The sequence below is a fragment of the Micromonospora sp. NPDC005413 genome, assembly GCF_040606435.1.
In the GTDB taxonomy this organism is placed as follows: domain Bacteria; phylum Actinomycetota; class Actinomycetes; order Mycobacteriales; family Micromonosporaceae; genus Micromonospora.
The window spans coordinates 453,411-473,373 of sequence record NZ_JBEXEV010000002.1; the positions used below are offsets into that span (position 1 = coordinate 453,411).

Sequence of the window (19,963 nt, forward strand, 5' to 3'; positions counted from 1 at the left end):
TCCAGACCGGTCCAGGCGGCTCCGATCGGGTCGCGCCGGACCACCGGCCGCCACGTCGGCGGACCACGACGGCGCGGTCCCGTTGCTACCCTTTTCGATGTCGCGTGCGGCGTTAGGGGGCGTTGTGGACCAGGTGACGGAATTCGACCGGCTGTTCCAGCAGACCCGACAGGCACTGGCGTCGATGAGGTCGACAGGGCAGGTGCCCGGCGACGGTCTGGCCGTCGAGCAGGCGCGGGGCACGGGATCCGCAGCGGGCGGCCAGGTCGAGGTGGCCATGGTCGGCCAACGGGTCGAGTCGGTGACGGTGGACCCTCGCGCTCTGCGGATGGGCGCCGAACTGCTCGGCGAGCAGATCACCCTGGCGGTCAATGCCGCGCTGGACGACCTGCGACTCCAGGCCGGCGAGGCGGCCGTGGACGCGCCGCCGGTGGACCCGGTGGTCCTTGGCGAGAAGCTCGACGAGTTGCAGAACGAGTCGGTGCGCAGCATGGCAGCGATGACCGACGCCCTCACCGATGCGGTGCGGCGCATCCAGCAGTCAGCGAGGTGACGACATGCGCGACGACCTGCAGGTCCATCCACCCGCACTGCGTCAGGGCGGCGGCCACCTGACGACGGTGGCCGAGCAGCTCGCCGGGCAGTGGGAGGCGCTGCGCGCGCGGACGGCCTCGATGGGCGACATCTTCGGTGACGATGACGTGGGCGGCCTGATCGGCATGTCGTACCAGGTGGCCGAGGAGATCGCGGCGGAGTGCCTCGGGTCGGTCGTCGACGGGCTGCGCGGCTTCGGTGACGGCCTGAGCCTGATGGCCGATCAGTACGACCTGGTCGAGCAGGACAACGACGCCCAGTTCACGACGATGAGCTGGTAGGCGGATCGATGGGCATCATGCTGCCGGGCGAACTCGCCGGCCTGCTCAACGAGCTGGGTTACACGTGGCCCAAGTCGGACGAGACGAAGATGTTCGAGCTCGGGCAGATGTGGATGGAGATGGCCGACTCGCTGAACAGCGCGGCGGCAGAGGGCACGGCGGCGGCGCAACGGGTGCTGGACGGCAACCAGGGCGACGCGCTGGCCGCGTTCCAGCAGCGCTGGGAGGCCGGCGGGTCGGCGATCTCGGTGCTCCGGGACGGGGGCACCGGTGCGCAGATGGTGGCCGCGACGCTCTTCGTGTGCGCGCTCATCGTCCTCGCTCTGAAGATCAACGTGATCGTCCAGCTGATCATCCTGCTGGTGCAGATCATCCAGGCGATCGCGACGGCCGCGCCGACGTTCGGTGCCTCTCTGCTGGAGATCCCCGTTTTCAAGAAGCTCACCGACATCGTCCTCAACATGCTGATCGACCAGGCCATCGGGGTGGTGCTGGGATGACCTCTCCGCTGCCCGAGCTGTATATCGCCGTCGATGTGGAGGCGGACGGCCCGATCCCCGGGCCGTACAGCATGATCTCGCTGGGGATGGCCGTGACCGGCCACCCGGACATGGCCTTCTACACAGAGCTGCGCCCCATCTCCGACGAGTTCGTGCCGGCGGCCCTCGCCGTGTCGGGCCTGGACCGGGAGCGCCTGCTCCGGGAGGCACCCCAGCCGCAGGAGGCGATGGCCGCGGCGGCGGCCTGGGTCAACGGGCTACGCCGGGTCGGGCGTCCGGTCTTCCTCGCCGCACCGGCCGTCTGGGACGGCATGTTCGTGCACTGGTACTTCGTCCGGTTCGTCGGGCACAGCCCGTTCGGTGCCACCGGCTCGGGCGTCGACCTGCGGAGCTACTGGATGGGCCTGACCGGCAGCGAGTGGGTCCAGACCCGAAAAGGCAAAATCAAGCACGAGCTGGGCCTGCACGACGTGCCCCACACACACCACGCCGGGGAGGACGCCGCCGAGCTGGCGCAGGTCTTCGACGCGGTACTGCGCCGCCGGCAGTCGGACGAGCCGGCGTGACCGGGCGACGCCGGGACCTGCCGGACGGGGCCACAACGGCCGCCCGGGGCATCGTGGCGCAGGCCGCCCGGAGCATGATGCGCAAGGCCGACGACGTGGCCGGCGAGGCGGCGGAGCAGGCGACCACCCGGGCCGCCCGGCACATCCCGCAGGGCTTCACCGAGCGACAGTGGACCCGGTTCGCCCGAGGCGCCCGGCAGACCCAGCGGCAGGCCGGGCTTCCCGACGGCGACCTGGTCGCCCACGGCAGCCGGGTACGCGGCACCGCCCGCCCCGACTCCGACATCGACGTGGCGCTGATCGTCGACGACGACACCTTCTTCAACCTCGCCGAACGCTCCCTGTCGCGGGCACCGGACGGGACTCGGCTGCGTAAGACCATGCTGCGCCGGATCAACGTGAACGGTCAGCTCGCCAGCTTCGACCTGGGCACCGACTTCACCCATCTGCGTCGCGAGCTGATGGACACGCACGTGCCGCACAAGGTGCAGTTCTCGGTGCTGCGCCGCGGCGGCAAGTTCGACAACGGCCCGTTCCTCCCGCTCGATTGAGCGGACCGGCATCTGGCAAGGTGGCAGACGTGCAGACGACGTTGCAGTTCCTCATCATGGTCGACGGCCCGCTGACAGCGGCGGAGCTGCTGGACCGGATCCGCACCCGGCTGCCCGACGCGGTGCCCTACCGGCGCGACTCCGTGGACGTACGCGGCAACCTGTTGGAGATCAACCCCAACGAGGACGCCGACCCGCAGCTCGCCGCCACGGACGAGGACGACTACCTCTACTTCCGGTGGCGGGTGGAGCTGACCCCGATGGACAACACGGTCGACGAGGGGCACCAGATCGGCCTGGCCCGAGAGCTACTGCGGGCGATCGAGGGCCCGCAGGCACGAGCGACCGTGTGCGCCGCGTTCGAGGACCGCGTCTGACCCGCTCTCAGCCGAGCAGACGCGGGGCGATGACCGCCTCCCGGACGCTGCCGTCCGCGCCGCGGCTGACCTCGTACGCCGAAACGCCCTCACGGTCCGCGATTGCCTCGACCAGGCGGGTGCCCCGGTAGACCAGGCCGACCCCGTCGTCGGTGCAGTGGCTGGTCGGCAGCGTCCCGTCGCCGACCAGCTCGTGCATCAGCGGGCGCCGCTGACCCTCGCTGTCGTAGTGCACCCCGTTGCCGTACGGCAGCCAGGCCAGGCCCTCGGTGAAGCCGCGCAGCCGGGGGCCGAAGCTGTCGGTGGCACCGCCGACATGCCAGCAGATCGAGCCGGCGGAGACGCCTGCCAGCACCACGCCGGCCTGCCAGCATTCGTGCAGGATCTCGTCGAGCCCGTGCACCCGCCAGACCGCGACCAGGTTGGCCACGCTGCCGCCGCCGACCCAGATCACGTCCTGGGCGAGCAGGTGGGCGCGGACGTCCTCGACGTTCGGCATGGGGAACAGGGCGAGGTGCGACAGTCGGAACCGGGTGTCGGCGAACGCGCCGTAGACAGCGGTCAGCGAGGTGGGCTGGTCGCCGACGGCCTGCCCGAGGTAGCAGACCCGCGGCTGCGGACCGGCCTCGGCCAGCTCGGCCGCCAGCTCGAAGACGGGGCTGGGGCGCATGTCGTAAGGCCCCCGGTCGCCCCGGACGAAGCCCATGCTGGTGGCGACGATGGTCGGTTCGCTGGCGGGCATGTGGGTCCTTCCGTCGGGGCGGTGCGGCGTCCATCCTGCCGCAGCCGGCCCGCGGCCGAGCACCCACCCGCGCGGCGACCGATCCGGCCAGGCAGCCGCATCGTGCCAGCGCAGCCTCAGTCAGTCAGTCAGGTCGCCGCTGGCGAGGCACCTGGACCTCGGGCCAATGACCCGGGGGCAGCTCGTCGAGCGGCCGGTCGGCAGGGGGCAGTTGCGCGGCGGCGGCACGGGGCAGGGTGAATCGTTCGGCGGCGGCCGGGCCGGCGGCGACCGACTCACGCAGCATCCAGCGCACCTCGTCGGCCGTCCAGCCCAGCGCTGGCCGGGCGGCGATCTCCCGGACCAGCCGCCGGCCGGCCCGGGTGTCGTCGTCGTAGAAGCGCATGCACCAGTGGTGCGTCCACATGCCGAGCGCCCGCAGACCCGCGTCGTCGAGTGAGCCCGCCAACCGGCCGCAGGCGGTGTCGGAGAAGATCTGCTCGGGGTCGCCCGCCCGGTCCCGTTCGATGGCGCCGACGGCGGCCGGCGCCACGGCCCGCATCCGGCGGTAGAAGGACTGCGCCACCGCGCGGGGCAACGGCGGGAACGCGCCCTGTGTCGACGCCGCCGCCCGACCCGCCACGCTCGCCATTGGCCGCACCCCTTCTTGAGTTGGTGGCCGGACGTTACCCGCCACGACCGACACTTTCGGACGGAAAATTCGCCCTCCAACGTGGATAGCCAGGATGACCTGGGGCGTCTGTATGGGTGACAAGGAAACGGGGTGGTGGGTGGACGAGGACGAGCGAGCCCGGTTGGCCGAGTTCGTCGCCAGCCGGACTCCGGCGCTGATGCGGGTCGCGTACCTGCTGACCGGGAACCGCAGCGCCGCCGAGGACCTGTTCCAGTCGGCGTTGGCGCGGACCATCCCCAAGTGGGGGAGCATCCGGCACGCCGACCCGGAGGGGTATCTGCGCGTGGTGATGTACCGCGAGCAGATCAGCTGGTGGCGGCGACTGCGTCGGTGGCGGGAGACGCCGCTCAACCCGGCCGACGAACCGGTCGGCGCCGACCCGAGCGGCGGCTCAGACGTGCGGTTGGCGATGCGCGCCGCGCTGGGCCACCTGCCATCGGCACAGCGGGCGGTGGTGGTCCTGCGCTACTACGAGGACCTGCCCGAAGCCCAGGTTGCCGAGTTGCTGGGCTGCTCGGTGGGCACGGTGCGCAGCCGTACCCACCGGGCGGTCAGCCGACTGCGGGCGCTCCTGCCGGAGATCGAACTGCTGGAGGTACGGCGATGAGCGATCCCGTCGAGCACCTCATCCGCACCACCCTCATCGACCTGGCCGAGGAGGCACCGATCGTGCATGACCAGTTGAATCGAGCGGAACGGCGGGTGCGCAACCGGCGCCGCGCCACGGTGACGATGGGGGCGGTGGGCGCCCTGGCGGCGATCCTGATCGCCACCCCGATCGCCCTGGCCGCGACCGGCTCGGACGGACCTCCACCGGCCGCGCCCAGCCCAGCGGGCCCGGCGGGCGCGCCCGCCCCCAACCCGTCCGGGCCGCCCGGCGTGCCCAGCCAGCCCGACCAGCCGGGCCCGGTGATGCCGACGGTCACGTCGAGCCCGCCGGGGCCTCCCGGCGTGCCCGGCAGGCCAGGCGAACCCGGCGTGCCGGGCAAGCCGAGCCCAATGCAAACGCCGGCATCGCTGAGCCCTCCCGGCGTGCCGAGCCCGATGCGGGCGTCGGTCACCCGGATCCCCGCCGAGCCGGGTGAGGGGCCCGCCCCGGCGAGCTGATCAGATCCGGTCGGACCGGGCGGTCTCCCGCCCGGTCCGACCGCCCTCGGCAAGCCCGCCGCCCCAGCTCCCTGAGCTGTCGAGCGAGGAGCGGTCGGAGATCCTGGTCACCATCGCCCGGCATTCCCCGCACCGGCATGCGCCGCCCAGCACGGCGAACAGGGTGTGGTTTGCCAAGGTCGGCGCGGCCGACCCACTCTTGAGCCATGACCAACCACGGACACCCGACGACGCGCAAGCTGCGGGGGCAGGGATGAGCGCCGCCCTGGCCCGGGTGCCTGGGTCACTCACCGGGCAGATCGTCACACCCGGAGATCGCCGGTACGCGCAGCTCCGCTCGACGTACACCACGACGGCGTCGCCGGCCGCCGTCCTGCTGCCGAAGACCACCGCCCAGGTGGTCGCCGCGATCCGCTACGCGCGGGAACAGCGGCTGCCCATCGCCGTCCGCAGCGGCGGCCACGGCTTCTCCGGCGCATCGTCCAATAACGGCGGGCTGGTCATCGACCTGTCGCTGCTCAACCGGGTGCAGGTGCTCGACGAGCGGTCCGGGCTGGTCCGGGTAGAGGCGGGTGCCCGCTGGGCGAATGTCGCGAAGGCGCTGGCCCCGTACGGCCTGGTGATCAGCTCGGGTGACCACGGCGGTGTCGGCGTCGGCGGCCTGGCCACCGGTGGCGGCGTTGGCTGGTTGGTCCGCTCCTACGGCCTCACCATCGACCGTGTTCGGGCGGTGGAGGTGGTGCTCGCGGACGGGACGGAGGTACGCGCGGACGCGGAGCACGAGCCGGAGCTGTTCTGGCTGGTCCGGGGTGCCGGCGCGGGTGCGGGGATCGTGGTGGCGTTCGAGATCGAGGCCACCGAGCAGCGCAACGTCGGGGTGGCACAACTGGTCGTCGAGGCGCACCCGGATGGCCGGACCGTTCGGGAGTGGGCGGCCTACCTGGCGCAGGCCCCGCGGGAGCTGTCCACGGCCGCCATGCTGTACGCGGAGGGCCGGTCGGCTCTCATGTCGATCACCGCCGTGGTCGCCGCCGAGAGTTTGCGTCGGGTTCGGCCCGTGGTGGAGCCGCTGCTGGCCATCGGGAAGGTCCTCGAACATCGGACCGACCTGATGCCGTACCCGACCCTGGTGCCGACCGCGCACCTGCACCCGAACGTTGGGCAGCAGCGGGGCACGACCACCAACGGCCTGTTCAACGGGTTGGACGAGGCCGGGGCGCGGGCGGTGACGCGGGCGGCGACCGGGCCGGGGCGGGCGGTGATCCAGCTCCGTTCGCTGGGCGGCGCGGTCAACGATGTCGCCCCCGACGCGACCGCCTACCCGCACCGGCATCAGGACACGATGGTCATCGCCTCGGTGTTCCCACCGCAGGGTGGCGCGGCGCTGGACGCCGCCTGGCGGGCCGCCGGCGCCCGTGCCGACGGCGCTTACGTCAACTTCGAGAGCCGGCCGGACCCGGCGGCGTTCGACCGGGTCTACCCGGGCGAGACCGGGGCCCGGGTACGGCGGCTGTGGCGGCGGTACGACCCGGACGGCGTGTTCCGGTCGGCCCTGCTGACCGCCCGAGTCGGGCAGCCTTCCCGATCCGGTCAGCCCGCCCGTTCCGGCCAACCTTCTCGGTCCGGCCAACCTTCTCGGTCCGGTCAGCCCGCGCGGTCGGGGCAGTCCCACCGACGCCGCCGCTGATCGTCGGGCCAGCGGCTGACCCGGCGGCACGCCCAGGTCCGATTCCCGCCAGCCGGAGGCCCGTCGTGCGGGGCATGATCGGTGACATGGAGATGGACTTCGAGCGGTGTTACCGGGCCGTGGACAGCCGTGACCAGCGGTTCGACGGCTGGTTCTACACCGGCGTGACGTCCACCGGGATCTACTGCCGGCCGTCCTGCCCGGCGACCACACCCAAGCGGCAGAACGTCCGGTTCTTCCCGTCCGCCGCTGCCGCACAGGGTGCCGGGCTGCGCGCCTGCCGCCGCTGCCGGCCGGACGCCACGCCCGGCTCACCGCAGTGGGACGTCCGCGCCGATGTGGTCGGCCGGGCGATCCGGCTGATCGCCGACGGGGTGGTCGACCGGGACGGCGTACCGGGGCTGGCCTCCCGCCTGGGCTACACCGAGCGGCACCTGCACCGGATGCTGAGCGCCGAGATGGGCGCCGGGCCGCTCGCGCTGGCGCGGGCCCAGCGGGCACAGACCGCCCGGATCCTGATCGAGACAACCGACCTCGGGATGGCCGAGATCGCGTTCGCCGCCGGGTTCGGCAGCGTGCGGCAGTTCAACGACACGCTCCGCGAGGTGTACGCGAGTGCCCCCTCCGACCTGCGGACGGCCCGTGGCCGCCAGCAGGCGCCGGCCGGGGCGGGGACCATCGCGCTCCGGCTCGCGTACCGCCCGCCGCTGCACGCCCAGGCGCTGCTGGACTTCCTCGCGGCGCGGGCGTTGCCCGGCGTGGAGGAGGTCCGCGACGGGACGTACCACCGGGGTTTGCGGTTGCCACACGGCATCGGCCAGGTGGCGCTGACCCCGGCGGACGGGTACGTGGCGGCGACGCTGCGGCTGGCCGACCTGCGTGACCTGGCGCCGGCGGTGGCACGCTGCCGCCGGCTGCTCGACCTGGACGCGGACCCGGCGGCCGTCGACGCCACGCTCGCCGCCGACCCGGCGCTCGCCCCGGCTGTCGCCGCCGAACCCGGCATCCGGATCCCCCGCGCGGTGGACGGCTTCGAGCTGGCCGTCCGCGCCATCATCGGCCAGCAGATCTCGGTCACCTCCGCCCGAACAACCCTCACCCGCCTCCTGACCTCCGCCCGCGTTGATCATGAAGTTGTTGCCAACGGCACCGGCGTGTCGCGACAACAACTTCATGATCAACAGGACGAAGGGGGGCCTGGGGAGGCCGGGGAATTGGGGAGGTTGCGGGGGTTCTTGAGCGCTGAGGAGGTGTTGGGGGTGCCGGACTCTGGGTTTGGGATGCCGGTGGGGCGGCGGGAGACCTTGCGGGGGCTGGCTCGGGCGGTTGCTGACGGGTCCGTGGACTTCGCGGCGGGTGTCGATCGGGCGGAGACCGTGCGGCGGCTGCTGGCACTGCCCGGCATCGGCCCGTGGACCGCCAACTACCTCGCCATGCGCGCCTTCGGCGACCCGGACGTCCTGCTCAGCACCGACCTCGCGGTCCGACGCGGCGCCGCCGCGCTCGGCCTGCCCGCCACCCCGACAACCCTCGACGGGTACGCCGACCGCTGGCGTCCCTGGCGGTCATACGCAACGATCAGACTCTGGAGAGCGGCATGAACATCGACAGCACCGTCCTGAGCACACCCACCGGCCCGTTGAGCATCCTCGCCGGCCCGGACGGCGACGTACGGGCGGCCGGCTTCACCCCGGACCCGACGGCGCTGCTGCCCCTGGTCCACCCGACCCTGCGGGCGACGCTGCGGCAGCGGGCCGACCTCGGCCCGGTCAGCACGGCGGTCCGGTCCTACCTGGACGGTGACCTCACCGCCATCGACGCGGTGCCGGTCCGTCAGCTCACCGGCGGTGAATTCATGGCGCACGCCTGGCAGGTGCTGCGCGAGGTGCCGCCGGGCACCCCGGTCACCTACACCGGGTACGCGGCGCTGGCCGGCCGACCACCGGCGGTGCGGGCCGCGGCGGCTGCCTGCGCCCGCAACGCGGCGGCACTGTTCGTGCCCTGCCACCGGGTCCTTCGCACCGACGGCACCCTCGGTGGCTACCGCTGGGGGCTGGACGTGAAGAGGTGGCTTCTCGGTCATGAGCAACGCGTGACAACAACCTGACAGGGGCATCGACACCTATTGACGCTACCGTCGGATAGTGCCTGTGGAGAGCGACGGCGACCCGGCTGACCGGGCCGCTGTGGGCCCCCACCCCGTGCACAACCTCTGGCGGCTGCGCCCCTACCTGCGCCCGTACGCCGCCGAGTTCGCCTGGCTGCTCGTCGCGGGGCTCGCCGGAACGGCGGCCGGGATCGCCGTGCCGCTGGTCGTGCAACGGGTGGTGGACGGGCCGGTGGCCCGACACGAACCTCGCGGGCTGCTCCAGCTCGGCGGCCTGGCGTTGCTGCTCGGTGTGGTCGAGGCGGTCCTCATCTTCATCCGGAGATGGGTGCAGTCCTCCTCGGCGGTGGGCATGGAGGCGGCGCTGCGCGCCGACGTCTACGCCCACCTGCAACGGTTGCCGACGAGCTTCCACGACCGCTGGCAGTCCGGCCAGTTGCTCTCCCGGATCACCAGCGACCTGTCGGTGATCCGCCGGTTCCTCTCCTTCGGCGTGTTCTTCCTGGTGCTCAACCTGACCACCTACGTGGTCGTGGTCGCGCTGCTGATCGACCTGCACCCGGCACTCGGGGTGCTGGTCGCGGCCAGCGCGGTGCCGCTGCTGCTGATCAGCCGCCGGTTCGGGCGGCACTACCATGCCGCGTCCCGGCGGATGCAGGACCAGCAGGGCGACGTGGCGACCCTGGTCGAGGAGACCGCGCAGGGCCTGCGCACCATGAAGGCGTACGGCCGGGGGCCCGAACTGGCCGCCCGCTTCGCCGGTGGAGCCCGGAGGCTGCACGACACGGGCGTCAGCAAGGGGCGGCTGCTGGCCAACACCTCGGCGCTGCTCGACCTGGTGCCCAACGTGACCCTGGGCGTGGTGCTGGTGGCCGGGGCGGCCTCCGCCGCGGAGGGCACGCTCACCATCGGCGAACTGGTCGCGTTCGTCAGCCTCCAACTGATGCTCATCTGGCCGGTGCAGTCGCTGGGCTGGATCATCGCCAACGGTCAGGAGGCCGCCACCGCCGCCGACCGGATCCAGGAGGTGCTGGACACCCCACCCCAGATCGTGGACGTGCCGGGCGCGCTCGCGCTGCCCCGCGACGCGGTCCACGGTCGGCTCCGCTTCGAGCGGGTCGCGTTCAGCTACCCGGGCGCCACCACACCGGTGCTGCGCGAGATCGACCTGACCATCGAGCCGGGCGAGACGCTGGCCCTGGTCGGTGCCACCGGCTCCGGCAAGAGCACGCTGCTCTCGCTGGTGCCCCGGCTGCACGAGGTGACCGCCGGCCGGATCACCCTGGACGGGCACGACCTGCGCGAGCTGCGGCTGGCGTCACTGCGCCGACTGGTCGGGGTGGCGTTCGAGGAACCCACGCTCTTCTCCATGTCGGTGCGGGAGAACCTCACCCTGGGCCGCCCGGACGCCGGCGACGACGACGTCCGCGCGGCCCTCGCGCTGGCCCAGGCCGATTTCGCGTACGACCTGCCGTGGGGGTTGGCCACACGGGTGGGTGAGCAGGGGTTGTCCCTCTCCGGCGGGCAACGGCAGCGGCTCGCGTTGGCCCGGGCCGTGCTCGGCCGACCGGCGGTGCTGGTGCTGGACGACCCGCTCTCGGCTCTCGACGTGCACACCGAGGCGCTGGTCGAGGCGGCGCTACGGCGGGTCCTGCGCAACAGCACCGCGCTGCTGGTGGTGCACCGGCCGTCGACGATAGCGCTGGCCGACCGGGTCGCCCTGCTCGAAGACGGGCGGATCACCGCGATCGGCCGGCACTCCGAGCTGCTGGCCACCGTGCCGGCGTACCGGGCGCTGCTCGCCGCTGAGCCACCCGCCGGGCACCCCCCGCCAGCCGGAGCCGCCGGGCCGAGGCCGTCCCCTTCGGACGGGTGGGGGCTGGTGCACTCGTGACGGTGCCGAAGCAGGCCGACCCACCGCCCGAGGAGGAGCCGGAGCTCACCCGCTGGCGCGGAACCGCCACCGACCCGGAGGCCGACCGGAGCCGAGCCGAGGACACCGCACCCGAGGCGGTGGCCCGGCTGCGGCAGCTCAGCCGGGCCCTGCTGGCCAACCTGCTCCGCCCGCACCGGAGACGACTCACCGCCGCAGTCGGTCTGCTGCTGGCCCAGAACGCCGCCGCGATGGCCGGCCCGTACCTGGTCATGATCGGCATCGACCGGGCCGTCCCGCCGCTGCGCGCCGGCGACCCTGGCCCGCTGGTCGCCGTCGCCGGGGCGTTCGCGGCCGCCTCGGTGACCGAGTACGCGGCCCGCCGCGGGTTCCTCACACTCTCCGCCCGGATCGGCCAGGCCGTCCTGCTGGATCTGCGGCAGCGGGTGTTCGGGCACTTCCTGCGACTGTCCGTGGGTTTCCACGAGCGGTACACCTCCGGCCGGATGGTGTCCCGGCTCACCAGTGACCTGGACTCGATCGCCGAACTGGCCGACGGCGGGATCGACAGCCTGGTGCTGGCCGGGCTGTCGATCGTGTCGGTGGCCGCCATCCTGCTCTGGTTGGACCTGCCGCTGGCTGCCGTGACGCTGTTCGCCTTCCCGTTCCTGTTCGGGCTCTCCCGCTGGTTCGCCCGGTCGTCGGCCAGCGCGTACCGCCGAACCCGGGACGCGGTCGCGCTGGTCATCGTGCACTTCGTCGAGTCGATGCGGGGCATCCGGGCGGTGCAGGCGTTCCGTCGGGAGCCGCGCAACCAACGGATCTTCGTGGCGCTCGGCGACGACTACCGACGAACCAGCCTGCACGCGTTCCGGCTGATCGCCACGTACTCGCCCGCGATCAAGCTGATCGGCAACGTCACGGTGGCGGTGGTGCTCTGCTACGGCGGCTGGCGGGTGCTCGACGGACGGACCGAGGTCGGTGTGCTCGCCGCGTTCCTGCTCTACCTGCGCCGCTTCTTCGAGCCCATGCAGGAGCTGAGCCAGTTCTACAACTCGCTGCAGTCGGCCACCGCCGCCTTGGAGAAGCTGGCCGGGGTGCTCGACGAGCGGCCCGCCGTCGTCGAGCCGACCCGACCCACACCGCTGCCGACCGGCCCCGGTCACGGCGAGTTGACCTTCCGGGCGGTCTCCTTCGGATACCGCCCGGACACCCCGATCCTCGCCGGGCTGGAGCTGACCGTGCCAGCCGGACAGACCGTGGCGCTGATCGGCCCGACCGGTGCGGGCAAGTCGACCATCGCCAAGCTGGTCGCCCGGTTCCACGACCCGGACACCGGCACGGTCCGACTGGACGGGGTCGACCTGCGCGACGTGAGCGACGCCGACCTGCGCCGCGCCGTGGTGTTGGTGACGCAGGAGAACCATCTGTTCAGTGGGACCGTGGCCGAGAACATCCGGTTCGGCCGCCCGAACGCCGACGACGCCGCCGTCCAGGCCGCCGCGCGGGCAATCGGCGCGCACAGTTTCATCGCCGCCCTACCCGAGGGGTACGCCACCCAGGTGCACCGACGCGGCGGCCGGCTCTCCGCCGGGCAGCGGCAACTGGTCGCGTTCGCCCGGGCGTTCCTGGCCGACCCGACCGTGCTGATCCTGGACGAGGCGACGTCGTCGCTGGACGTGCCGACCGAACGGCTGGTGCAGCGGGCACTCGGCACCATCCTGCGCGACAGGACCGCCGTCGTGATCGCGCACCGACTCTCCACCGTGGAGACCGCCGACCGGGTGCTCGTCCTCGACGGCGGGCAGGTCGTCGAGGACGGTCCACCCGCCGTGCTGGCCGAGGCCGACGGCCGGTACGCGGCCCTGCACCGGCAGTGGCGCGACTCGCTGATCTAGCAGCGTGGCCCCGGGCGGTGGCCGTTCCCGCTGGCCGGTGTGTTCGGCAGCAACTACGTGGCTCCGCACCCGGGAGGTGCCTACGATCGCAGGATGACCGATACGGCGAGGACGGCCCGCGCCGGCGTTCCCGAGCGTCCGACCCTGGACGGGCTCGAGGAGAGCTGGGCACGCCGCTGGCAGGGGGAGGGCACGTACGCGTTCGACCGGAGCAAGGAGCGGGTCGACGTGTACTCCATCGACACCCCGCCGCCGACCGTATCGGGCGAGTTGCACATGGGGCACGTGTTCTCGTACACGCACACCGACACCGTCGCCCGGTACCAGCGGATGCGCGGCAGGGCCGTCTTCTACCCGATGGGCTGGGACGACAACGGCCTGCCCACCGAGCGTCGCGTGCAGAACGTGTACGGGGTGCGCTGCGACCCGGCGCTGCCGTACGACCCGGTGTGGCGGCCACCGGCGGCCCCGGTCGACGACGCGGCCCGCCGCGACCCCACCCCGATCTCCCGGCGAAACTTCATCGAGCTGTGCGAACGACTGACGGTCACCGACGAGCAGGCCTTCGAGGCGCTGTGGCGGCGGCTCGGGCTCTCGGTGGACTGGTCCTTGACGTACACGACGATCGGCCGGATCGCCCGGGCCACCAGCCAGCGGGCATTCGTGCGCAACCTGCTCCGCGGCGAGGCGTACCAGTCGGAGGCACCGACGCTCTGGGACGTCGGCTTCGCGACCGCGGTCGCCCAGGCGGAGTTGGAGGACCGGGAGCGCCCCGGCGCCTACCACCGGCTGCGGTTCATCGCGTCCGACGGGCGCGAGGTGCTCATCGACACCACCCGGCCCGAGCTGTTGCCGGCCTGTGTGGCGCTGGTCTGCCACCCCGACGACGAGCGGTACGCCGACCTGGTGGGCGGCACGGTGCGCAGCCCGTTGTTCAACGTCGAGGTGCCGGTGCACGCCCACCCGCTCGCCGACCCGGGCAAGGGCACCGGCGTCGCGATGGTCTGCACGTTCGGTGACCTGACCGACGTGACCTGGTGGCGTGAGCTGGGGCTGGCGACGCGGGTGGTGATCGGCCGGGACGGTCGGCTGCTCCCCGAGCCGCCGGCCGGGGTGCCGGCGCAGCCGTACGCGGCGCTGGCCGGGCAGACCGTCAACGGCGCCCGCCGGGAGATCGTCGGGATGTTGGCCGACGCGGGTGACCTGATCGGCGAGCCGCGCCCGATCACCCACCCGGTCAAGTTCTACGAACGCGGCGACCGGCCACTGGAGATCGTCTCGACCCGACAGTGGTATCTGCGCAACGGCGGCCGGGACGACGCGCTGCGGGCGACGCTGCTGGCCCGGGGCGCAGAGCTGCACTGGGTGCCGGCGCACATGAAGCACCGCTACGACCACTGGGTGGGCGGGCTGACCGGGGACTGGTTGGTCAGTCGCCAACGCTTCTTCGGGGTGCCGGTGCCGGTGTGGTACCGGCTCGACAACACTGGCGAGCCGGACTGGTCCCACCCTCTCACGCCGGACGAGTCCGCGTTGCCGGTCGATCCATCCAGCGACCCGGCACCCGGCTACGACGAGTCGCAGCGCGGCCAACCGGGCGGCTTCATCGGTGACCCGGACGTGCTGGACACCTGGGCCACCTCGTCGTTGACCCCGCAGATCGTCGGCGGCTGGGAGACCGACCCGGACCTGTTCGCCCGGATCTTCCCGATGGACCTCCGCCCGCAGGGGCAGGAGATCATCCGGACCTGGCTCTTCGACAGCGTGGTCCGTTCGCACCTTGAGCACGGGGTGCTGCCCTGGCGGGACACCGTGCTCTCGGGCTGGATCCTCGACCCGGACCGCAAGAAGATGGCCAAGTCCAAGGGCAACGTGGTCACCCCGCTGGCGCTGTTGGAGCAGCACGGCTCGGACGCGGTGCGCTACTGGGCGGCCAGCGGCAAGCCCGGCATGGACCTGGCCTTCGACCCGGCGCAGATCAAGGTCGGCCGACGGCTGGCGACGAAGCTGCTCAACGCGTCCAAGTTCGCGCTCGGGCTGGGCGCGGCGGACGCGCTGCGCTCGCCGGCGACCGCACCACTGGACCGGGCCATGCTCGCCGAGTTGGCCACCGTGGTCACCGCCGCGAGCACCGCCTTCGACGCGTACGACCACACGGCGGCGTTGCAGGCGACCGAGGCGTTCTTCTGGCGGTTCTGCGACGACTACATCGAGCTGGTCAAGGAACGGGCGTACGGCACTGGAGCGGCCGCCGACTCGGCGCGGGCCGCGCTGGCCTCAGCGCTGTCGGTGCAGCTGCGGCTGTTCGCCCCGGTGCTGCCGTACGTGACCGAGGAGGTCTGGTCGTGGTGGCGGTACGGCTCGGTGCACCGCGCGCCGTGGCCCACCACCCACGAGGTGGCCCGTTCCATCGAGGGGACGGCTGAGCCGACGCTGCTGCGGCTCGCGGGTGACGCGTTGAGCCAGGTCCGGCGGGCCAAGTCGGAGCGGAAGCTGTCGATGAAGGCGGAGGTGCCGCTGGCCGAGGCGCTCGGCCCGGCGGCGCTACTGGAACAGCTCACCCTGGTCGCCGACGACCTGCGTGCGGCCGGCCGGATCGGCAAGCTCGACCTGCTCCCCGACCGCACCCCGGAGCTCGTCATCGCCTGCGCCTTCTGAGCTGCGTCCGCCGCCTGTTCCGCCGGAGCGGCTGCGTCCGCCGCCGCCCACCCCGCCGGGGCGGCGACGGACGGGCCGTCACCAGCCGCGCAGGAAGCGCAGCCCGAGCAGGAACGCGATCACGGCTGGCCCCACCAGCAGGGTGATCGCCTGGAGGCGGTACGGCATCCGGTGCCGGGTCAGCTCCCCCGCGTTGCCCAGCACGATGGCCCCGGCCAGCATCAGGAACCCGCCCCACCAACCGGTCTCCAGGTGGATCAGAGTCACCCGGATCAGTTGCAGGGTCAGGCCGAGCAGCGCGCCGGTCAGCGCGAGCAGGGCCACCGCCCGGTGCAGGCCGCGGGCCAGCGGGTGGGCCGCCCGCCAGCCGTAGGTGCCGGCGACCGCCAGGCAGGGCAGCACCACCATCAGCGGCCAACCCCGCCCCATCACGCCGAACATCAGCAGCGCGCCCACCGCGAACACCAGGGTGCCGACGCAGGCGAGCATGTACCCGGCGAAGGCCCGGCCACCGCCCCGGGCCAGCAACGGCCCGCCGCTGGCAGCGATCAACGCGGCCGGGATCAGGATGAACACGGCCCACCAGTGGAACTGGCCGGTGCCCTGAGCGGCCGTGGCGACCGTGGCGCAGGCCAGCCCGGCGACCGCCAGGCTGGTCAGCCACGGCCGGCTGCTCCGGGAGTACGGCTCAGCCAACGACGTCCGCTCCGCTTCGACGCTCACGCCCACCAGCCTGGCCGGTACCGCCCCCGCCGGTACATCCGGCCAGCCCTACCGCCGTACGGTGGCTGGCCGGAACACCGCCTCGCACCGGTCTCAGCTCGTCTCGCCGGCCACGCTGAACGAGCGCAGGCGGTCGATGGCCAGCACGGTGAAGCCGACGCTGACCAGCGCGGTCATCACCGACGCCACGGGCACCGACACGGTGGTCTCCAGCAGCCCGCTGGGGGCGAGCTGATCGGCGAGGGCGATCACGTACTGCTGGATGGAGAGCACCTTCGTGCCGCTGACGAAGTTGCCCAGCAGCCCTTCCCAGATCAGCACGTAGACCAGGCCGAGCAGCACCGGCCTCCGGGTGACCAGGCTGAGCGCGAGGAACAGTGCCGAGTACGCCAGCGCACCGAGCGTCGCCGCGACGGCCAGCGCCAGGCCGAGGCGTACCGAAGCGGCCAGCACGCCCGCGACGTAGAGCGGCACCGCCACGGTGACCGCGGTGACCCCGGCGGCCACCGCGAGCTTCGGCAGCACGATCTGCCAGCGCGGCAGCGGCTTGGTCAGGATGTGCACGACCGTGCCGTCGTCGATCTCGGCGCCGAGCACGCCGGTGCCGATGATCAGCGCCACCACCGGCAGCACCACGGCCAACCCGAGGCCGACCAGCACCGGCGGCCCCCACTGGCCCGGGTCCACCCCCAGCGAGCGGCAGAGCACGGCCAGCCCGAGCAGCACCAACGGCAGCGGGAGCAGCAGCAGGAACCGACGGCGGCCGAACAGCCCGCGCGCGGTGATCCAGGTAATGGTCGACATCTCTATGCCTCCACCAGGTAGGAGAAGACGCTCTCCAGGGACTCGTCGGACGGCACCAGTTGGCGCACCCGGATGCCTTGATTGAGCGCGATCCGGGGTAGCGCCCGGGTGAAGGCGCCGTAGTCACCGGCACGCACGGTCAGGCCCGTGGGGTCCAACTCGACCCCACTCACCGACGGCTCGGCGATCAGCGCGACAGCCAACGCCCGGTCGTCGGTGGAACGCACCGCGAAGACGTGCGGGCGGTTGGTCATCAACCGGCGGATGGTCCGGAAGTCGCCGGAGGCCGCCAGTCGGCCGGCCACCATCACCTGCACCGTCCCGGAGACCTGCTCGACCTCCTCCAGGATGTGCGAGCTGAACAGGATCGTCCGGCCCGCGTCGCCCAGGGTGTGCAGCAACTGCATCATGTGCAGCCGCTGGCGCGGGTCCATTCCGTTGAACGGCTCGTCGAGCAGCAGCACCTGCGGGTCGTGCACCAGCGCGGCGGCCACTCTTGCCCGTTGCCGCATGCCCTTGGAGTACGTGCCGATCCGGCGGTCCTGCGCCGACTCCAGCTCCACCAGGTCGATGGCCCGCCGGGCCGCCGCCGCCGGGTCGGCCAGCCGGTGCAGCTTCGCGCTGGCCAGCACGAACTCGTACGCGGTGAGGAAGCCCTGCACCGCCTCCCGCTCGCTGACCAACCCCAGACGTCGGTAGACGCCGGGGTTGCGCCAGGTCGGCTCGTCGTCGAGGGTCACCGTGCCCCGTGACGGGGAGAGGAACCCGGCCATCATGTGCAGCAGCGTGGTCTTGCCGGCGCCGTTCGGGCCGAGCAGCCCGGTCACCCCCGGCCCGAGGGTCATGCTGATGTCGTTGACCGCGACCACGTTGCCATACCACCGGGACACCCCGGTCAGGCTCAGCGTGCTCATCAGGAGGCGACCTTCCGGTAGCGGGCCAGCAGGAGGGCGGTCGCGCCGGCGACCAGCAGCACCGCGGCCAGGGCGTAGACCGGGCCGAACCTGCCGATCATCATCTCGCCCGGATCGCCCTCGACCAGCAGGTCACCCAGCGACCAGATGCCCACCCCCTGCACCAGCGTGGAGGGCGAGGCAAGCCCGGCCAGCTCGTTGGCCGTCTGCGACGGCAGGATGCTCAGCACACCGACGATCGGGGTGGTCATCAGGAAGACCGCGACCACGCCACCGGCGGCGAAGGCGCGCTTGCCGGTCAGCGAGGCGACCAGCAGGCCGACCGAGGCGAAGACCACCGCCCACAGCCCGGCGTAGAGCAGCCCGGGCAGCAGGTCGAGCAGCTCGTTCCACACCCCGCGCATGCCCTCCTTGGTGGTGAACGCGGCACCCAGGAACATCACCAGCTGCGGCCCACCGAGCAGCAGCCAGAGCGCCGTGACCAGCGCCAGGAGCTTGGCCAGCGCGTAGTCAGAGCGCGGCAGGGGCCGGGAGAAATACAGCGGCAGCACACCGCTGCGCAGGTCCCGGGAGACCAGCTCGGGTGCGGCCACCGCGACGAAGAAGATGACCAGCCAGCTCATCGAGTCGGCGAACTGGGCGTACGTGGCGACCGGCTCGCCGATCTGGCTGCGTACCGCTGTCAGGGCCACCGCGACCAGGGTGACGATGCCGACCACCAGCCACGGGAAGATCTTGGCCTTGGCGCTGCGCCCGAAGCCGAACGTGGTGCGCAGCCCGTGCACGTAGAGCGCGCCGAAGACGTGCCGCCGGCCCAGCCTCGGGCCCTCGTAACGCTGGTAGCCGATGTCGTGGATGACGCCGGTGGGCGTGGACCGCACGGCGGCGGAAGACGGCTCAGGCATGAGTGAGCTCCCTCGTGGCGAAGAGTTCGGCCACCCGGTGCCGGCGCTGGTCCAGTCGGTGCAGTGGCAGGTCCAGTTCGGCGACCGCGCCGAGGATCAGGTCGTAGGTGCCGTCGTCGGCGAGAGGTACGAGTAGCAGTCGCCCGTCCCGCGCCACCGTCAGCTTCAGCTCGGCGAGCCGGGCGGCAAGCTCCTCGGTGCCCTCACTGACCTCCACGGCGAGCACGTCGGTGGCCGTGGTCATCGCGGAGATGTGGTCGGCGCGCAGCAACCGGCCGCCGTCGATGGCGATCAGCGTGTCGCAGATCCGCTCCACCTCGCCGAGCAGGTGCGAGCAGACCAGCACGGAGATGCCGAACTCGGTGCCGATACGGTGCACCAGGGCCAGCATGGCGTCGCGGCCGGCCGGGTCCAGGCCGTTGGTCGGCTCGTCGAGCAGCAGCAGGTCGGGGTCGTGCACCAGCGCCTGGGCCAGCTTGACCCGCTGCTTCATACCGGTGGAGTAGCCGCCGACCGGGCGGTAACGCTCCTCGTAGAGCCCCACGTGCCGCAGTGCCTCGGAGGCGCGCTCGCGAGCGGCGGTGCGGGGCAGGCCGCTCATCCGGCCGAGGTGGGTGACCAGCTCGGCGGCGGACAGGTCCGGCGGGAGGCAGTCGTGCTCGGGCATGTAGCCGACCCGGGCGCGGACCGCCGCCGGGTCGGCGGTCGGGTCGATGCCGAGCACCGAGACCTGACCGCTGGTCGGGGCGATCAGGCCGAGCAGAATCTTGATCAACGTGGATTTGCCGGCGCCGTTCGCGCCCACCAGGCCGATGATCCCGGGCTCGACGGCGACGGTGAGGTCGGCGAGCGCGGTAACCCGACCTCCGTACGTCTTGGTGAGCGACTGGGTCGCGATCAGTGTCACGCTGCCCAGCGTAGGGAGTCGATGCCCACCACGGACACCGGCGCGCCCCCGGCGCTCCCCTGATCCTTGCCGCAGCGGACCCCTAAGGTCCGCCGC

The 19,963-nt window shown here is 72.4% G+C and carries 21 protein-coding genes; 14 read left to right on the plus strand and 7 right to left on the minus strand.

Annotation, left to right across the window (positions count from 1 at the left end):
* The first annotated feature begins 133 nt into the window (after positions 1-133).
* The 6 genes from ABZS37_RS04910 to ABZS37_RS04935 are packed head-to-tail and all read left to right on the plus strand — an operon-like array spanning position 134 to position 2,869.
* Positions 134-553, plus strand: a complete 420-nt coding sequence (locus ABZS37_RS04910; RefSeq protein ID WP_355165615.1) for a YbaB/EbfC family nucleoid-associated protein — start codon at positions 134-136, stop codon at positions 551-553.
* Positions 554-557: 4 nt separating this feature from the next.
* Entirely contained in the window at positions 558-875 is a 318-nt protein-coding gene (locus ABZS37_RS04915) for a hypothetical protein (RefSeq protein ID WP_355165617.1), read from the plus strand.
* A gap of 8 nt (positions 876-883) precedes the next feature.
* Complete coding sequence (locus ABZS37_RS04920; protein ID WP_355165619.1) at positions 884-1,375, plus strand: hypothetical protein; 492 nt, start codon at positions 884-886, stop codon at positions 1,373-1,375.
* Complete coding sequence (locus ABZS37_RS04925) at positions 1,372-1,941, plus strand: exonuclease (protein WP_355165621.1); 570 nt, start codon at positions 1,372-1,374, stop codon at positions 1,939-1,941. The genes ABZS37_RS04920 and ABZS37_RS04925 overlap by 4 nt, the downstream gene beginning before the upstream one ends.
* On the plus strand, positions 1,938-2,492 hold the full coding sequence (locus tag ABZS37_RS04930; RefSeq protein WP_355165623.1) for a nucleotidyltransferase domain-containing protein: 555 nt from the start codon (positions 1,938-1,940) through the stop codon (positions 2,490-2,492). The genes ABZS37_RS04925 and ABZS37_RS04930 overlap by 4 nt, the downstream gene beginning before the upstream one ends.
* A gap of 29 nt (positions 2,493-2,521) precedes the next feature.
* Entirely contained in the window at positions 2,522-2,869 is a 348-nt protein-coding gene (locus ABZS37_RS04935; protein ID WP_354995150.1) for a hypothetical protein, read from the plus strand.
* 7 nt (positions 2,870-2,876) lie between these two features.
* On the opposite strand, the gene ABZS37_RS04940 is transcribed toward ABZS37_RS04935, so the two are convergent.
* Both ABZS37_RS04940 and ABZS37_RS04945 read right to left on the minus strand, forming a co-directional pair.
* Positions 2,877-3,611: a peptidase E gene (locus tag ABZS37_RS04940; protein WP_355165625.1), complete on the minus strand. Its 735-nt coding sequence runs from the start codon at positions 3,609-3,611 to the stop codon at positions 2,877-2,879.
* A gap of 124 nt (positions 3,612-3,735) precedes the next feature.
* The gene (locus ABZS37_RS04945; protein WP_355165627.1) at positions 3,736-4,242 is read right to left on the minus strand and encodes a hypothetical protein; all 507 of its coding nucleotides are present in this window, start codon (positions 4,240-4,242) and stop codon (positions 3,736-3,738) included.
* A 139-nt stretch (positions 4,243-4,381) separates the two neighbouring features.
* Between ABZS37_RS04945 and ABZS37_RS04950 the strand changes: the two genes are divergently transcribed.
* From ABZS37_RS04950 to valS, 8 genes are all read left to right on the plus strand, one after another.
* Positions 4,382-4,891: a SigE family RNA polymerase sigma factor gene (locus ABZS37_RS04950; RefSeq protein WP_355165905.1), complete on the plus strand. Its 510-nt coding sequence runs from the start codon at positions 4,382-4,384 to the stop codon at positions 4,889-4,891.
* On the plus strand, positions 4,888-5,391 hold the full coding sequence (locus ABZS37_RS04955; RefSeq protein ID WP_355165629.1) for a hypothetical protein: 504 nt from the start codon (positions 4,888-4,890) through the stop codon (positions 5,389-5,391). Before ABZS37_RS04950 ends, ABZS37_RS04955 begins: the two co-directional genes overlap by 4 nt.
* Before the next feature lie 253 nt (positions 5,392-5,644).
* On the plus strand, positions 5,645-7,078 hold the full coding sequence (locus tag ABZS37_RS04960; RefSeq protein WP_355165631.1) for an FAD-dependent oxidoreductase: 1,434 nt from the start codon (positions 5,645-5,647) through the stop codon (positions 7,076-7,078).
* 86 nt (positions 7,079-7,164) lie between these two features.
* Entirely contained in the window at positions 7,165-8,679 is a 1,515-nt protein-coding gene (locus ABZS37_RS04965) for an AlkA N-terminal domain-containing protein (RefSeq protein WP_355165633.1), read from the plus strand.
* Positions 8,676-9,185 carry a methylated-DNA--[protein]-cysteine S-methyltransferase gene (locus tag ABZS37_RS04970; protein ID WP_355165635.1) on the plus strand — a complete coding sequence of 170 codons (510 nt, stop codon included), beginning with the start codon at positions 8,676-8,678 and terminating at the stop codon, positions 9,183-9,185. The genes ABZS37_RS04965 and ABZS37_RS04970 overlap by 4 nt, the downstream gene beginning before the upstream one ends.
* A 37-nt stretch (positions 9,186-9,222) precedes the next feature.
* On the plus strand, positions 9,223-11,079 hold the full coding sequence (locus ABZS37_RS04975) for an ABC transporter ATP-binding protein (RefSeq protein ID WP_355165637.1): 1,857 nt from the start codon (positions 9,223-9,225) through the stop codon (positions 11,077-11,079).
* Positions 11,076-12,956 carry an ABC transporter ATP-binding protein gene (locus tag ABZS37_RS04980; RefSeq protein ID WP_355165639.1) on the plus strand — a complete coding sequence of 627 codons (1,881 nt, stop codon included), beginning with the start codon at positions 11,076-11,078 and terminating at the stop codon, positions 12,954-12,956. The genes ABZS37_RS04975 and ABZS37_RS04980 overlap by 4 nt, the downstream gene beginning before the upstream one ends.
* A 93-nt stretch (positions 12,957-13,049) precedes the next feature.
* Positions 13,050-15,614: a valine--tRNA ligase gene (gene valS / locus ABZS37_RS04985; RefSeq protein WP_355165641.1), complete on the plus strand. Its 2,565-nt coding sequence runs from the start codon at positions 13,050-13,052 to the stop codon at positions 15,612-15,614.
* Positions 15,615-15,692: 78 nt separating this feature from the next.
* On the opposite strand, the gene ABZS37_RS04990 is transcribed toward valS, so the two are convergent.
* From ABZS37_RS04990 to ABZS37_RS05010, 5 genes are all read right to left on the minus strand, one after another.
* Positions 15,693-16,337: a hypothetical protein gene (locus ABZS37_RS04990; RefSeq protein ID WP_354995140.1), complete on the minus strand. Its 645-nt coding sequence runs from the start codon at positions 16,335-16,337 to the stop codon at positions 15,693-15,695.
* A 93-nt stretch (positions 16,338-16,430) separates the two neighbouring features.
* Positions 16,431-17,141, minus strand: coding sequence for an ABC transporter permease subunit (locus tag ABZS37_RS04995; RefSeq protein WP_355165643.1), 711 nt, complete (start codon positions 17,139-17,141; stop codon positions 16,431-16,433).
* A 2-nt stretch (positions 17,142-17,143) separates the two neighbouring features.
* Positions 17,144-18,055, minus strand: a complete 912-nt coding sequence (locus ABZS37_RS05000; protein ID WP_354995138.1) for an ABC transporter ATP-binding protein — start codon at positions 18,053-18,055, stop codon at positions 17,144-17,146.
* The gene (locus tag ABZS37_RS05005; RefSeq protein ID WP_355165645.1) at positions 18,055-18,960 is read right to left on the minus strand and encodes an ABC transporter permease subunit; all 906 of its coding nucleotides are present in this window, start codon (positions 18,958-18,960) and stop codon (positions 18,055-18,057) included. Before ABZS37_RS05005 ends, ABZS37_RS05000 begins: the two co-directional genes overlap by 1 nt.
* A complete protein-coding gene (locus ABZS37_RS05010; RefSeq protein WP_354995136.1) occupies positions 18,953-19,867 on the minus strand; it encodes an ABC transporter ATP-binding protein in 915 nt (304 codons plus the stop codon). Before ABZS37_RS05010 ends, ABZS37_RS05005 begins: the two co-directional genes overlap by 8 nt.
* Between the last annotated feature and the right edge of the window lie 96 nt (positions 19,868-19,963).